General features: G+C 72.7%; 12 protein-coding genes. 5 read left to right on the top strand and 7 right to left on the bottom strand.

Annotated features, from left to right (window positions below):
- Positions 1 to 20 precede the first annotated feature (20 nt).
- Positions 21 to 1211 carry a hypothetical protein gene (locus ACJJV7_RS13605; RefSeq protein WP_405373894.1) on the bottom strand — a complete coding sequence of 397 codons (1191 nt, stop codon included), beginning with the start codon at positions 1209 to 1211 and terminating at the stop codon, positions 21 to 23.
- A 90-nt stretch (positions 1212 to 1301) separates the two neighbouring features.
- On the opposite strand from ACJJV7_RS13605, the gene ACJJV7_RS13600 reads away from it, so the two are divergent.
- Both ACJJV7_RS13600 and ACJJV7_RS13595 read left to right on the top strand, forming a co-directional pair.
- Positions 1302 to 2792 carry an ATP-binding protein gene (locus tag ACJJV7_RS13600; protein ID WP_405373896.1) on the top strand — a complete coding sequence of 497 codons (1491 nt, stop codon included), beginning with the start codon at positions 1302 to 1304 and terminating at the stop codon, positions 2790 to 2792.
- 1 nt (position 2793) lies between these two features.
- The gene (locus ACJJV7_RS13595) at positions 2794 to 3453 is read left to right on the top strand and encodes a response regulator transcription factor (protein WP_405373898.1); all 660 of its coding nucleotides are present in this window, start codon (positions 2794 to 2796) and stop codon (positions 3451 to 3453) included.
- Positions 3454 to 3460: 7 nt separating this feature from the next.
- Here the strand turns inward: ACJJV7_RS13595 and ACJJV7_RS13590 are convergent, their stop codons facing one another.
- From ACJJV7_RS13590 to ACJJV7_RS13575, 4 genes are all read right to left on the bottom strand, one after another.
- Positions 3461 to 6451, bottom strand: coding sequence for an AAA family ATPase (locus tag ACJJV7_RS13590; RefSeq protein WP_405373900.1), 2991 nt, complete (start codon positions 6449 to 6451; stop codon positions 3461 to 3463).
- A complete protein-coding gene (locus ACJJV7_RS13585; RefSeq protein WP_405373902.1) occupies positions 6448 to 7605 on the bottom strand; it encodes an exonuclease SbcCD subunit D in 1158 nt (385 codons plus the stop codon). Before ACJJV7_RS13585 ends, ACJJV7_RS13590 begins: the two co-directional genes overlap by 4 nt.
- Before the next feature lie 80 nt (positions 7606 to 7685).
- Positions 7686 to 9185: an MFS transporter gene (locus ACJJV7_RS13580; RefSeq protein ID WP_405373904.1), complete on the bottom strand. Its 1500-nt coding sequence runs from the start codon at positions 9183 to 9185 to the stop codon at positions 7686 to 7688.
- A gap of 40 nt (positions 9186 to 9225) precedes the next feature.
- Positions 9226 to 9510, bottom strand: a complete 285-nt coding sequence (locus tag ACJJV7_RS13575) for a hypothetical protein (RefSeq protein ID WP_405373905.1) — start codon at positions 9508 to 9510, stop codon at positions 9226 to 9228.
- A gap of 154 nt (positions 9511 to 9664) precedes the next feature.
- Between ACJJV7_RS13575 and ACJJV7_RS13570 the strand changes: the two genes are divergently transcribed.
- Positions 9665 to 9997 (top strand): hypothetical protein, encoded by a 333-nt coding sequence (locus ACJJV7_RS13570; protein WP_405373907.1) that lies wholly within the window; start codon positions 9665 to 9667, stop codon positions 9995 to 9997.
- Positions 9998 to 10002: 5 nt separating this feature from the next.
- On the opposite strand, the gene ACJJV7_RS13565 is transcribed toward ACJJV7_RS13570, so the two are convergent.
- Positions 10003 to 10302: a GNAT family N-acetyltransferase gene (locus ACJJV7_RS13565; protein WP_405373909.1), complete on the bottom strand. Its 300-nt coding sequence runs from the start codon at positions 10300 to 10302 to the stop codon at positions 10003 to 10005.
- A 432-nt stretch (positions 10303 to 10734) separates the two neighbouring features.
- Between ACJJV7_RS13565 and ACJJV7_RS13560 the strand changes: the two genes are divergently transcribed.
- Positions 10735 to 11442, top strand: coding sequence for a winged helix-turn-helix domain-containing protein (locus ACJJV7_RS13560; RefSeq protein WP_405373911.1), 708 nt, complete (start codon positions 10735 to 10737; stop codon positions 11440 to 11442).
- A 43-nt stretch (positions 11443 to 11485) separates the two neighbouring features.
- On the top strand, positions 11486 to 12451 hold the full coding sequence (locus tag ACJJV7_RS13555) for a DNA-3-methyladenine glycosylase family protein (RefSeq protein ID WP_405373913.1): 966 nt from the start codon (positions 11486 to 11488) through the stop codon (positions 12449 to 12451).
- Positions 12452 to 12466: 15 nt separating this feature from the next.
- Here ACJJV7_RS13555 and ACJJV7_RS13550 read toward each other — a convergent pair whose 3' ends face one another.
- Positions 12467 to 13291 carry an alpha/beta fold hydrolase gene (locus ACJJV7_RS13550; protein ID WP_405373915.1) on the bottom strand — a complete coding sequence of 275 codons (825 nt, stop codon included), beginning with the start codon at positions 13289 to 13291 and terminating at the stop codon, positions 12467 to 12469.
- Positions 13292 to 13331: the final 40 nt, after the last annotated feature.

Below are 13331 nucleotides of genomic sequence, written 5' to 3'. Positions count from 1 at the left end.
GCCCGTCCGGCCGCCTGATATCAGTGTGCCGAGCGTGCGTAAATCGCCTCGAAGGAGTCGATGAGAGGCGTCTTACCCGGGTCGGAGCGGGTGTCGACGATCGCCGCCGCGACCGCGAGCAGGCCGTCGCGCCGCGCGGACGCTGCGCTGTGCGCCGCACCGAGCGCATGGCCGAGCAGGTGCACCGCCGTGCGAGACCGGATGCCCGCGACGTCGTACCATCTCTCCCAGGCGGCGGCGGCGAGCGCCCAGACATGCTCCGCGTCGTGCGCTTCTGCCGTGAGCGCCGCGCTCGCGACCGCGTGGCCGACGAACGCGGCGACGTCGTCGGCGGCGGCGCCGACGCCCGCCGTGTCGACGTCGATGAGGCCCGTGACCGCGTCGGTCCGCGGGTCGAGGAAGAGCTGACCCAGGTGCAGGTCGCCGTGGATCGCGGCGGCACCCGGAGCGTCGTGCTCGCCCCCCACCGCGGCGACGAGCGCCCGGATGTCGTCGCGGCGCCCGGGCGCGAGGACGATGAGGTGCTCGGCATACCAGTCGCGGCGTGCGAGCAGCGTGGTGCGGGCCGGCTCCGCCAGGCCGGATGCCGCGAGGGCCCGGCGCAGGTCGTCGACGCCGTCGAGCAGGCGGTGCGGCTCGGGGCGGGCGTCCGTGGCGGCGACACCGGGCGCCCCGGCCATGACGATGAGCCCATCCGGCGACCAGCCGTGCACGGCGGGCACCGGGAGACCTGCGCCGGTGAGTCGGGCGTGATTGTCCACGACCCTCCGCACCCGTGACGGACGGACGATCTTGACCCAGACGACATCGTGCGTCGCCGGGACGCGGAGGACGGCGCGCCGCCCGGGCCGGTAGCCGACGATCTCCGGAGCACCGGCCGAGGTCATCCCGAGCCTGCCGAGCAGGATCTCGGTGGCCTGCCCGAAGGCTGCCGGAGCGAGGGCGGGGAGGTGCGGGTCTGCGGGGTGGATCCAGACACGCGCGACGCCCTCGAGGGCGAGGCCCGTCTCGACGTCGACGGGCAGGAGCGAGGTGTCGAGGTAGGCGACGGCGTGAGCGGCATCCGCAAGGCGGAATCCCGCCACGTGCCCCTCGCCGAGGGGCTCGCGGCTGAGCAGGGTCAGCTGTGAGGGCGGGACGTCGAGCGCCTGCGCGAGGAGCGGCGCGTCGGCATCCGCCGTCGCCTCCGCTGCCCTGCCTGCTGTCGTCATCCTCCGATCCCATCACTCCCGCGCCTGCAGCGGCGTGAGAGCTTTCTTAGGGTCAGGGTTTCGATATGTCGCCCTGGCGATACTGGGGTCATGGATGACGCACCCGGCCGGAGGTCCGCCCTGTCGGTGCGCACCCGCATCGTCGCCGCCATCACGGCGGTCGCCGCGATCGGGATGCTGAGCGTCGGGATCACCGTCTACGTCGTCGAGCGGGGAAGCACCCTCAGCGCCATCGAGGGCAGGCTGCACGACAACGTCGAGTCGGCGCGCTACATCGTCGCGGCGGGAGACGACGGCGGCGGCAGCTGGACCGCGTCGGACGACGCTCTCTACGCCGTCGTGCAGCGCATGAGCCCCGACGACAACACCGGCGCGATCGGCATCGTCGGCGGACGCGCGGTCATGACCCCCGGGATGCAGCTCGATCTCGACCTTCGGGATGCCCCCGGCTTCGCAGCCCACGCCGCGACCGCCGCGCGCGGTGGCGACCCCGTGATCGGAACGTACTCGGACGACGGAGTGCTCTGGCGCTACCTCGCCGCACCGATCGCGGTCGACGGCGACAGCACCGGCGACCAGGTCGTCTTCGCGCTGGCCTACGACGTCGACGCCGAGCTCGCCGAGATCGACGATCCGGCACGGGCCTACCTGATCACGGCGGCGCTCGCCCTGCTGATCATCACGGCCGTCGCCTTCATCGTCTCCACCCGGCTCCTGCGTCCGCTCCGACGCATGCGCGAGACCGCGCAGCGGGTCTCGGCGCAGTCCCTCTCCGAACGGCTCCCGATCGACGGACGCGACGACGTGTCCGACCTCGCGGCGACGATGAACGCCATGCTCGACCGACTCGACGACGCCCTCGACTCGCAGCGGCGTCTGCTGAGCGACGTGCAGCACGAGCTCAAAACCCCCCTCACGATCGTCCGGGGCAACCTCGAGGTGATGGACCCTCACGATCCCGACGACGCCGCGGCCTCGCGCGACCTGGCCGTCGACGAGCTCGACCGGATGGACAAGCTCGTGAGCGACCTCGCGGCGACCGCCTCCCTCCACGGCCCTGCGCCCATCTCCCCCGCCCCGGTGGATGCCGGCGACATCCTGCACCAGGTCGCGCGGAAGGCGACGATGATCACGGGAGCGTCTGTCACGACCGGCCGGGTGGCCGACATCGTCATCGATGCGGATGCCGACCGGCTCACCCAGGCGCTCCTCCAGCTCGCGCAGAACGCGGTCACTCACGGCGGGGGCGAGATCGTGATGGGCAGCCGCGTCGTTCCCGGCGCCGTCGAGTTCTGGGTGCGCGATCACGGTCCCGGCGTTCCCGACGAGGCGAAGAGCCTCGTGTTCGAGCGGTTCCACCGCGGGCAGGACGAGAACAGCGGCAGCGGTCTCGGGCTCAACATCGTGCAGGTCATCGCCCGCGCGCACGGCGGCTCCGCACGGGTAGCCGACGCCCAGGGCGGCGGTGCGGTCTTCCTGCTGTCGGTCCCCCACCAGGGAGTCGCGCCCGCAGGCGACGACCTCTCCCCGCCGGTGGCGCCGCCGCCCCCGGTTCCCGTGCTCGACCGAGAGGGGGCGTGAGATGGCATCCATCCTCATCGCCGAAGACGAAGCACGCATCTCCGGGTTCGTCGAGAAGGGACTGCGCTCCGCGGGGTATGCGACCCGTGTCGCTCCGACCGGCCCCGAGGCGCTGCACCTCGCCCAGAGCGACGAGTTCGATCTGCTGGTGCTCGATGTCAACCTCCCGGGTATGAACGGCTTCGACGTACTCGAGCAGCTGCGCGGGAGCGGATCCCGGCTGCCGGTGATCATGCTGACGGCGCGGGTCGACGTCCGCGACACGGTGGCGGGGCTCGAGGGCGGCGCCGACGACTACCTGGGAAAGCCGTTCCGGTTCGACGAGCTGCTCGCACGCATCCGGCTGCGGATGCGGCGTGAGGACGACGCCGCGGCGACGCCGTCGCTCTCGCATCGTGATCTGGTCCTCGACATCCGCACCCGCGAGGCGCGCGTCGACGGCGCTCGGGTCGAGCTGTCGGCGCGGGAGTTCGCGCTGGCCGAGGAGTTCATCCGCAATCCCGGTCAGGTGCTCAGCCGTGAGCAGCTGCTCAGCCGGGTGTGGGGGTACGACTTCGATCCCGGCTCGAACGTCGCCGACGTGTACGTGGGCTACCTGCGGCAGAAGCTCGGCGCCGACCGCATCGAGACCGTGCGGGGCGTCGGCTACCGCATGACCTGAGTCGACCTCAGGCGGGCAGTGCCGTGTCCTGTCGCACGATGCTCGGGCCCTCGCCGGTCGCCTCGACGACCAGCTGCGCGGGGATCTGCTCTTTCATCGCCTCGACGTGGCTGATCACGCCCACGACGCGGCCTCCGGCGCGCAGCTCGTCGAGGGTGCGCATGGCGAGCTCGAGCGTCTCGGGGTCGAGCGAGCCGAACCCCTCGTCGATGAAGAGGGTGTCGAGTCGGATGCCGCCGGCGCGCGAGGTGACGACCTCGGCGAGACCGAGCGCGAGGGCGAGCGAGGCGAGGAAGGTCTCGCCGCCCGAGAGGGAGTGCGGCGAGCGCGAGCGCCCGGTGTAGGCGTCGCGCACCTCGATCGCGAGACCGGAGGCGGCGCCGCGCGCCTGGCGCGCATCGGAATGCTGCAGCGTGTAGCGGCCTGCCGACATCTCGGACAGCCGGAGGTTCGCGGCGCCGACGATCTCTTCGAGCTCCGCCGCGAGCACGAACGTCTCGAGGTCCATCTTCATCGTGTTCGGCGCGCGGCCGGCGACGGTGTCGGCCAGGCGCGTGGTGATCGCAGCCTCCTCGGCGCGGCCGCTGACGGCGGCGGCAGCGGCGTCGATCCGGTCGAGCAGGTCGCGGAGGCCCGCCGCGGCCGACGCCGCCTCGGTCACGGCGGCGATCGCGGCGGAACGGGCGGCGCCGGTGTCGGCGATGGCCCGCTCGGCATCGTCCTGCTCGCCGTCGGCGACCTGCACGTCGACGGTGTCCAGTTCGAGTTCGAGTGCGCGGGCCTTCGCCGCGGTCAGCGCCGCCGCGTGGGCGGACACCGCCGCGTCGAGCTCGGCCCGGGCGGCATCAGGGAGGAGCGCCGCCACCACGTCGGCGGCGTCATCGAACTCGGATGCCGCGATGCGGGCGTCACGGTCGGTGACCGCGTCGACGCGAACCCGATCCCGCTCGGCGGTGACGCGGCGGGCGTCGATGACGGCGGTGGCCCGAGAGCGACGGGAGCGCTCCGCCTCGATGCGGTCGGCGAGGGACGGGTGGTCGCCGCGCAGATCGGCGAGGGAGCGACGGATGTCGGCGCGGGTCGCGTCGGCGCCGGCCTGCTCCTCGCGGAGCGCTGCCAACCGGTCGGAGAGGGCGGCCGCTTCGGTCCGCGCCGCCTCCTCGAGCGCGGCGAGGTCGGTGAGCATCTCGGTGAGGGCGTCGACGCGGGCGCGCGCCGCGACGGCATCCGCGTGGGCCGCGTCGGCCGCCGCCAGGTCGACGGAGAGGGAGGCGGCCTCACGTCCGCCGCTCGCGGTCACCGCGACGGCGTGGGCCTCGCGCGCGGCGGCGGCGGTGATGGCGGCCTGCCGCTCGCCCTCGGTCGCGCGGTCGCGCGCGGTCTCGGCAGCGGCGAGGTCGTCGTCGGAAACGGGATCGCTCGTCACCGGGGCGGGCGCAGGGTGCTCCGTGGACCCGCACACCGGGCACGGGTCGCCGGGGGCCAGTGCGGCGGCGAGCTCGCCGGCGCGCCCGGCGAGCCGCTGTCGGAGGAGCGTGGCCACCTGCTCCGTCGCGCCGACCGCCGCCGCGTTGGCGGCGAGATACCGCTCTTCGGCAGCGTCACGCTCGGGCAGCAGCCGCTCGGCCGCGCGCGCGGCGTCGAGGGCCGCCCTCAGGGTCGAGCGGGTCGCGGAGCGCGCGTCGACCTGGGACGCCTCTGCCCGTGCCGTCGCGAGATCGGATGCCGCCTCTTCGCGTCGCGCGGGCAGGGCGCCGAGTCGTGTCTCGATCTCCTCGTAGGCAGCCGCGACGGTGGCGATCTCCCGGGCACGGGCGTCGGCTGCGGCGTCGAGCGCGGTGAGTTCGCGCTCGGCGTCCTGGGCCGCTTCGGCGCGCGCGATCGTGCCGGTGAGCACCTCGACGACAGCGACGAGGTCGGCGTCTGCCGGGTCGCCCGCCGCGATCCAGTCCGCGGTCGCGTGATCGGCCGCCAGAAGGGCGTCCGCATGCCGCGCCGCGGCACGGTCGGCGGCCTCGATCGACCCGCGGAGCGTCTCGGCCGCGCGCGCCCGTTCCAACCGGCTGCGCTGCGCGTCGGCGGCGGGCACGTCCGCCTCTCGGCGGGCGAGCTCGCCTCGCGCCGCCTCGAGCGCCGCGAGGCGCTGCATCCGGTCGGCCAACTCCTGACGACGGCGGGCGGCGGCTTCTGCGGCGGCTTCGGCGGAGATGCGCTCGTTCGACCGCACGTCGACCCGGTAGTCGGCCCGCGAAAGCGCCCTGGCGACAGCCTCGCGGCGAGCGGTCAGGTCGTGGACTGCGTCGGCCTCGTCGTCGCCCGACAGCGCGTGAGAGGCGATGTCGCGCTCGGCGATGTCGAGGAGCGTCCGCACCTGCGCGCCGCCCTCGTCGAGGCGCTTCTGCGCGTCGCGACGCCGCTGCTCGAGGTCGTCCTTGTACTGCTCGAACCGACGGGTGCCGAAGAGCGTGCGCAGCAGTTGCTGGCGTTCCGCTCCCGAGGCCAGCAGGAACCGGGAGAACTTGTTCTGCGCGAGCAGGATGACCTGCTGGAACTGCACGGCGGTGAGGCCCAGCACCTCGTCGAGCAGCTGACCGACCTCGCGCTGTTTGGCGGCGCGTCCGATCCACGCGCCGTCGACGTTCTCCTCGAGCTCCGCACGCGCGGGTTCGAGGGTCATCCCCCCGCCGCGCTTGGCGGGCCGCTCGTAGTCGGGTGCGCGGGTGACGCGCCAGCGCGTGCCGCCCACGGTGAACTCCAGCCGCACCTCGGTGGGATCGGTGACGAAGCTATGGTCGCTGCGAAGTCGACGGTCGCCGCCCTCGTACCTCGGGACCGACCCGTACAGCGCGAAGCTGACCCCGTCGAGGATGCTCGATTTACCCGCACCGGTCCGCCCCGTGATGAGGAACAGCCCGTCGGCGTCGAACGCGTCGAAGTCGATCGCCTGCCGCTCGCGGAACGGCCCGAAGCCGGTGAGCTCGAGGCGGTGGAGCTTCACGCGTGCGCCTCCTGGCGCACCCGCTCGTCGAGCACGTCGTCGAGCAGCTCCGCCTCGCGGTCGGAGACCCCGTTGCCCTCGCGCACGTGGACGAGGAAGGCATCGACGAGTTCTCGATCGGTCCGCGCCGCCCGGACGCGTTCGACGTAGCTCGCGGCCCCGCGCTCCCGCACCTGCGCCGGAACGTGCACCACGCGAGCGCAGAACGGGAACCGCTCCTGAAGCCGGCGGAGCGGGTCGGCCTCGGGGAGATCGTCAGTGTATTCGACGCACACCCAGGCGTCTTCGGCGCCCTCGTTCGCGGGCTCGCTCAGGATGTCGGCGAACGCGCCGCGGAGGATGACCAGACGGCGCGGCACCGGCAGGTCGAGCCAATCGACCGACTGCAGCCCGTCGGCGTTGAGCTCGACGAGCCACGAGCCGCGCGGCTTCGCGCCCTCGCCGAAGTTGTAGTGCAGCGGCGCGCCCGCGTAGCGGACGCTCTCGGAGAGGCGCTGACGGCCGTGGATGTGACCGAGCGCCATGTAGTCGACGCCCTCGAAGGCGGCGAGGGGGACGATGTCGAGCCCGCCCTGCTGGATGTCGCGCTCGAGGTGCGGAGTCGGCTCGACGCCGGCGGCGAAGCAGTGCGCGACGGCGACCGAACGCCCTCCTCGCTCGGCGAGATCGGCGCGGACGAGGTCCATCGCATGACCGACGACCGCCGCCTGCGAGCGCGCTCCCGCCCACCCGCCGTCGCGGTGACGGAGAAGGGCCGGCTCGAGGTACGGGATCCCGTAGATGTGGACGGGGCCGTGCTCGTCGTCGACGGTCACCGGCGTTCCGATGCCGTCGGGATCGGTGAGCACGTGGATGCCGTCGCGCAGCAGGCCGGCCTGGAAGCCGAGCCGGGCGGCGGAGTCGTGGTTGCCGCTCGTGACCACGACTTTCGCGCCGGTGTCGGCGAGGGCGCGCAGCGTGTCGCTGAGCAGTCCGTAGCACCCGGCCGCCGGGGTCGCCGAGTCGAAGACGTCGCCCGCCACGATGACCACGTCGACGGCCTTCTCGCGCACCTGGACTGTCAGCGCCTCGAGCACGCTGCGCAGCGCATCGAGCGTGGAGTGACCGTGGAAGGTCCGCCCGATGTGCCAGTCGGAGGTGTGCAGGATGCGCATGTCTTCACGCTAAACGGAGCCCCCGACATCGCCCGCGAGGCCCGCCGCGGACGCCCGTCCGCCGGGGTCGCGGAGGGCGATCAGCTCCGGGCGGGCTCGTCGGCGACGGGCGCCACGGTGCCGCGGCGACGCTTGGTGGCGACGAGGTCGATGACGGAGACGAGGGTCGCGATGGCGAGGAAGGCTCCGACCGCGGCCATCCCGTAGGCGTAGGCATCGTGGAAGATCGCGAGCGATTCGAGACCGGCATCCGTCTCGCGGTAGATCGTGGCGTAGAACAGCGACAGTCCGATCGCGGTTCCGACGGCGGTGCCGACGCGCTGCCCGAGCTGGCCGACGGAGCCGGCGAGTCCGCCCTCGCGGACGGGGATCTCCGAGAGCGTGATCGTCTGGTTCGGCGACACGACGAAGCCGCCTCCCGCTCCCGCGAACAGGAGCGCCGCGGCCATGCCGTACGGGACGACCTCGGGCGGAAGCGTGTAGGCGACGATCGTCAGAGCGATCACGCTGAGGAGCACGACCGCGAGCCCCATCGTGACCAGCTGCCGGCCGAAGCGCGCGACGAGCAGGCCGCCGTAGTACGAGGTGACGGCGCTCGCTACCGCGAAGCCGATCGAGACCATGCCGGCGAACACCGGGGCGATGCCGATGCCGGTCTGGAGGAAGAGCGTCGTGAGCAGGAACATCGGCGGGATCGCGGTGAAGTAGGCGACCACCACGAAGGTGCCGTTGCGGAAGGAGGAGATGCGGAACATCCCGAACGGGATGAGGGGCTGCTTGCCCGAGGCGCCGTAGCGCTTCTCCCACCAGAAGAAGGCGGCGGCGAAAAGGACGAACGCCGACAGCAGCCACCACCGGTTCGGGTCGTCGGTCGGCGACCCGGTGGTGAACAGGAAGGGCCACATCAGCGACACGATCATGAGCGCGAAGATCACGATGCCGATCGGGTCGAGCTGCAGCGGCTTGCCCGAGGCCGAGCGTGTCTGCGGCAGGAGCCAGATGACGCCCGCGAGCACGAGGAGGCAGAGCGGGACGTTGAACCAGAAGATGCCGCGCCACCCCTCGGCTTCGCCGCCGATGGCGATCATGAGCCCGCCGATCGTCGGGCCGAAGGCGGTGGCGATGCCGATCGTGGCGCCGAAGAGGCCGAAGGCCCGGCCGCGCTCCTTGCCGACGAAGAGCTGCTGGATCGTGCCCATCACCTGCGGCATCTGGATGCCGGCCGCGATGCCCTGGAGCAGCCGCGCCGCGAGGAGCACCTCGATGGTCGGGGCGATCGCGCAGAGCACGCTCGTCACCGTGAACAGGCTGAGCCCGATGATGAAGAGCGTCTTGCGCGAGCGCTGGTCGCCGAGACGACCGAACGGAACGAGCGCGAGTCCGAACGTCAGGATGTAGCCCGACACGACGAGCTGCAGCTGAGTGGACGACGCGCCCAGCGATCCTTCGATCGCGGGGAGGCCGACATTGATCTTCGAGAGGTCGAGGATCGTGAAGGCGGCGACGGAGACGCAGACCCAGAACGCTCGCCAGCGTTGCGTGTGAGAGAGCGGAATGCTGGCGGTGTTCAGGTCTGTCATAACCGTCCTAGGTTAGTCGCCCCCGGCGGCATCCGGTCGGTCAGCGCTGGTCGGCCTGCTCATCGGTGAGGACATCCGGGTCGAGGCCCTGCTGGATCTCCGCGCTCTCGACGAACGCGTCGGCGGCGCCGTCGGGCGTTCCGTCGGGAGCCAGCGATGCGGGCGCGCCGGAGCGGCCCCGGTCGACCTCGTCCGCCGCCTCCTTCGAGGCGAGATCGGCCGCGCCGGCGGGCTCGGTCGTCTCCCCGCCCGCCGCGCCGCCGCTCTGCCAGCCGCCCGTGGGCTCGGCGTTCGCCTCGTTCGCGTTCGTGGTGTCGCCGTCCATGAGGTGCTCCTTGCGTCGAGGGTGTGCGCGGCTGCTCGAGGCGAAGCCGCCTGCAAGAAGTGTGCGGCGCGCGGGGCGCGGGGCCGACGGGGTTGACCCGCCCCGCCCCGGGGAGTACCGACCCGCCGACCCGTGGCTCTGCGAGGATGAGCGGGTGAGCATCCCCCGCGACACCGCCAGCGGCCCGTTCGTGGTGACACTCGTCGTCGACCTGCCGATCACGAAGCTCGACGCGCTCGACGTCATCGCCCTCGTCTCCGACGGCGCCGTCGAGAACGCCGGGACCGCCTACCCGAGAGTCGGGCTCGGCCCCGGCGCATGGGCCGAAGTGCTGATCCCCAAGTTCTCCGACCCGCCGCCGCTCGCCGTCGACGTGTGCTCGGACCGCTCGCTCGAAGTGGCCGAGGTGGCCGCATCGCGGCTCGCGGCCGCGCTCGTCCAGGTCGGCTGGACCGTGCGGCCCGCTCGAGGCAACGAGCGAGCCTGATCGGATCAGACCGCGCGTCGCTCCTGCAGCAGCGCGGCGTGCTCGGGGTGCGCCGCGAACCAGTCGGCGACGTACCAGCAGGTCGGGATGACCCGTCGGTCGGCACGGCCGGCGAGGACTTCGACCGCGCGGGAGACGAGTTCGCCCGCGTAGCCGTGGCCGCGGAAGGTGGGGATCGTGTACGCCCGGGTCAGCGCGACGGACCGGCCGTCGTCGTTGTAGTCGAGGACGCTCACCAGGTCGTCGCCGCGGTGCAGCGTGTAGCGGGCGGCATCCTTCTCGTCCGTGAACACCAGTTCGGTCATGGCTCCACGCTACGCCCGCGGCAAGGGCTGGTCTCCGCGGATCGGCGCCCCCGTGCGGAATTGAGCAATGTGTCACATTCCGTCACGCAAGGGCTCCGGGATCCGCGCGGTTTGACACATCGTGACGTGGTTCGTCATAATCGGCCTCATGACTGACTTCGCACGCACTCTGTCCGCCCTGGAGGCGAACGGAACTGCCGGCATCATGATGCCGCAGCGTGTGGTCATGTGTTGCCGAATGTGCCGCTGACACGGTAATCCCCGCTGGGTCTCGTCGCCGCTTCTGAACGCGGCGTCCACGACCCCCGAGACGCCGGTTCTCCGCCCACGACGCGGATGCCGGTCGCCTCGCACACCGGCCCTCTGAGGCCATACGCGCGCAACACCCCCGAACCCGCTCCCGTCCGGGTTCCTCCTTCGAAGGACATCGCCATGTCGACCTCCGCTCTCCTCTCCTCGCCCGCCGCCCCCCGTCACCTCCGCGCCGTCGAGGACATCGCTCCTGTCGCCGCTCCCGCGGCCCCCGCCCTCCCGGCCGGCACCGCACCGCGCGGCTTCGCCCTGTACGTCGGCATCGACGAGGCCAAGGCCGTCGCCGACGGCGTCAGCCTGTCGGTGCTCGTGGACGCCCTCCGCCGCACGCTCGCCGAGCTCGCCCCGCACGCCGAAACGCATGCCACGGTCGCGCTGGCACCCGCCGGCGCGGGCGGCCGCGACGTCGACGTCGTGCGCCTCGCCCTGCACGAGCCCGCCGCCGTGGCGCGCACGAAGCCCGAAGAGCCCGTCGAGGAGCACGTTCCCGGTGGCGTGACGATCGACATCTCCCGCCGCCGCGTCCACATCGACGGCGAGACCGCCGCCCTGACGTTCAAGGAGTTCGAACTCCTGCAGTACCTCGTGCTCCGCGAGGGTCGGACGATCGAGCGCACCGAGCTGGTGTCGTCGCTCTGGAGCCACGCCGACAGCGATGAGGCACCCGGAGAGCGGACCATCGACGTCCACGTGCGCCGGCTCCGTTCGAAGCTCGGGCGCTACGAGGACATCGTCCGCACCGTCCGCGGCATCGGCTACCGGTTCGACCGCCACGCCGACGTCGTGATCCGCTACGGTCACGGCACGCCGTCGCCCGACCGCTTCTGAGGCCGCAGGCCGCACTGTCGGCCGCCCGACGTAGGGTGTCGGCATGAGGTCGGTGGGGCAGCAGCGAACGGCGGAGCGACAGCAGGTCGCATCCCGGTCGCTCCGCCCCCTCGATGCCGAGTACCGCCCCCGGGTGCCGACCGACGTCCACGGTGCGATCCGCTACCAGCAGCGCGGGGCGCACGACCCGACGCAGACGACCGCCGACGGAGTCATCTGGCGGGTGACGCGTACCCCCGACGGCATCGCCACGACGGCGATCCGCGTCGGCCTGCGCACGGTGCGCGCTGCGGCCTGGGGGCCGGGGGCCGCCTGGTCGCTGAGTCAGCTGCCCCGGCTGTGCGGCGCAGACGACGACCCCGACGGGTTCGACGCGTCGCGGCATCCGCTCATCGCCGCGACCCATCACCGGCGCCCCGATCTGAGGATCGGCGCGACAGATCTCGTCTTCGACGCGCTCGCGAGCAGCATCTTCGAGCAGAAGGTCACCGGTCTGCAGGCCTTCGGCGCGTGGCGGTGGATCGTCACCCACTACGGGGAGCCCGCGCCCGGCCCCACGCCGCGGCCGATGTACGCGACCCCGGCCGAGTGGCGGATGATCCCGAGCTGGGCCTGGCACCGCGCGGGGCTCGAGCCGCCGCAGTCCCGCACCGTGGTCGCCGCCGCCCGGCGCCGGGAGTCGATCGAGCGCGCCGCTGCGGCAGCGACGACGGGCGACGACCGCGACCGGGTGCTCACGAGCCTGCCGGGCGTCGGTGTCTGGACGAGCGCCGAGACCCGCATCCGAGCCTTCGGCGACGCGGATGCCGTCAGCTTCGGCGACTACCACGTCGCCCATCAGGTCGGCTATGCGCTCACCGGCACCCGCGTCGACGACGACGGCATGCGCGAGCTGCTCGAGCCGTGGCGCGGTCACCGTCAGCGCGTGATCCGCCTGATCGGCGCGAGCGGCGTGCAGGAGCCGCGGCGCGGGCCCCGCCTGCATCCCGAGGACCATCGCGGCCGCTGAGCCGCTCGTCCGCCGTCAGCGGCGGTCGACGAGCGCGGTGATCGCCTCGGGCAGGTGCTCCAGGATCGCGATGTGCCCGGCGTCCGCCACAGTGATCAGTCGCGCGTCCCGGAGGCCGTCGGCGAGGGCGCGGCCGTGCGAGGGCGGGACCACCCGATCGAGGTCGCCGTGCATCACCACGACCGGCGTGGTCACGTTGCCGAGGTCGAAGCCCCAGGGCCGGGTGAACGCGATGTCGTCGTCGATGAGCCCCTCACCGCCCCACTCGGCCGACGCCGCGACGTCGTCGCCGAGCGATGCCCAGGTCGTCTCGAGGGCGCGATAGTCGGCGGCGACGAAGCTCTCGGGGTCGAAGCGGTCGACCTCGGCATGGGTCGTCCGGGCCTCGAGGCCTTCGATTCCCGCGCGCAGCCCCGAGGGGTCGATCATGCCGTCGAACCACGTCTCGTCGCCGGGGCGGAACGGCGCGAGGCCGGCCAGCGTGATGACGCCGGCGACCCGACTCGGCAGCACGGCGGCGCAGGCGAGTGCGTGCGGACCGCCGCCCGACGCGCCGACGGAGATCACGTCGTGCAGCTCGAGGGCCTCGAAGACCCGCTCGAGGCCGGCGGCGACGCTCCGGACATCGCGGTACACCTCGCGAGGCGCCCCGCCGTAGGCGGGCCGGGTGACCGAAACGACGTCCATCCCCGCCGCGGCGGCGGCCTCGGCGACCGGGGGCAGCACGGCGCCCGTCTGCGGGGATCCGTGATGCCAGAGCAGGACGGGGCGCTCCTTTCCCGGCCGCTCGGTCGTCGCGTGGACGGGGATATCGGACAGGAGCGGATGAGAGAGCTTCACGCCGCCACGCTAACCGTCCGCACGGCGGCGATCTAGGGTG

The sequence above is a fragment of the Microbacterium sp. Ld4 genome (assembly GCF_045066555.1).
GTDB lineage: Bacteria > Actinomycetota > Actinomycetes > Actinomycetales > Microbacteriaceae > Microbacterium.
The sequence above is the reverse complement of the archived record's forward strand: the minus strand, read 5'-3'. Positions and strand labels throughout refer to the sequence as shown.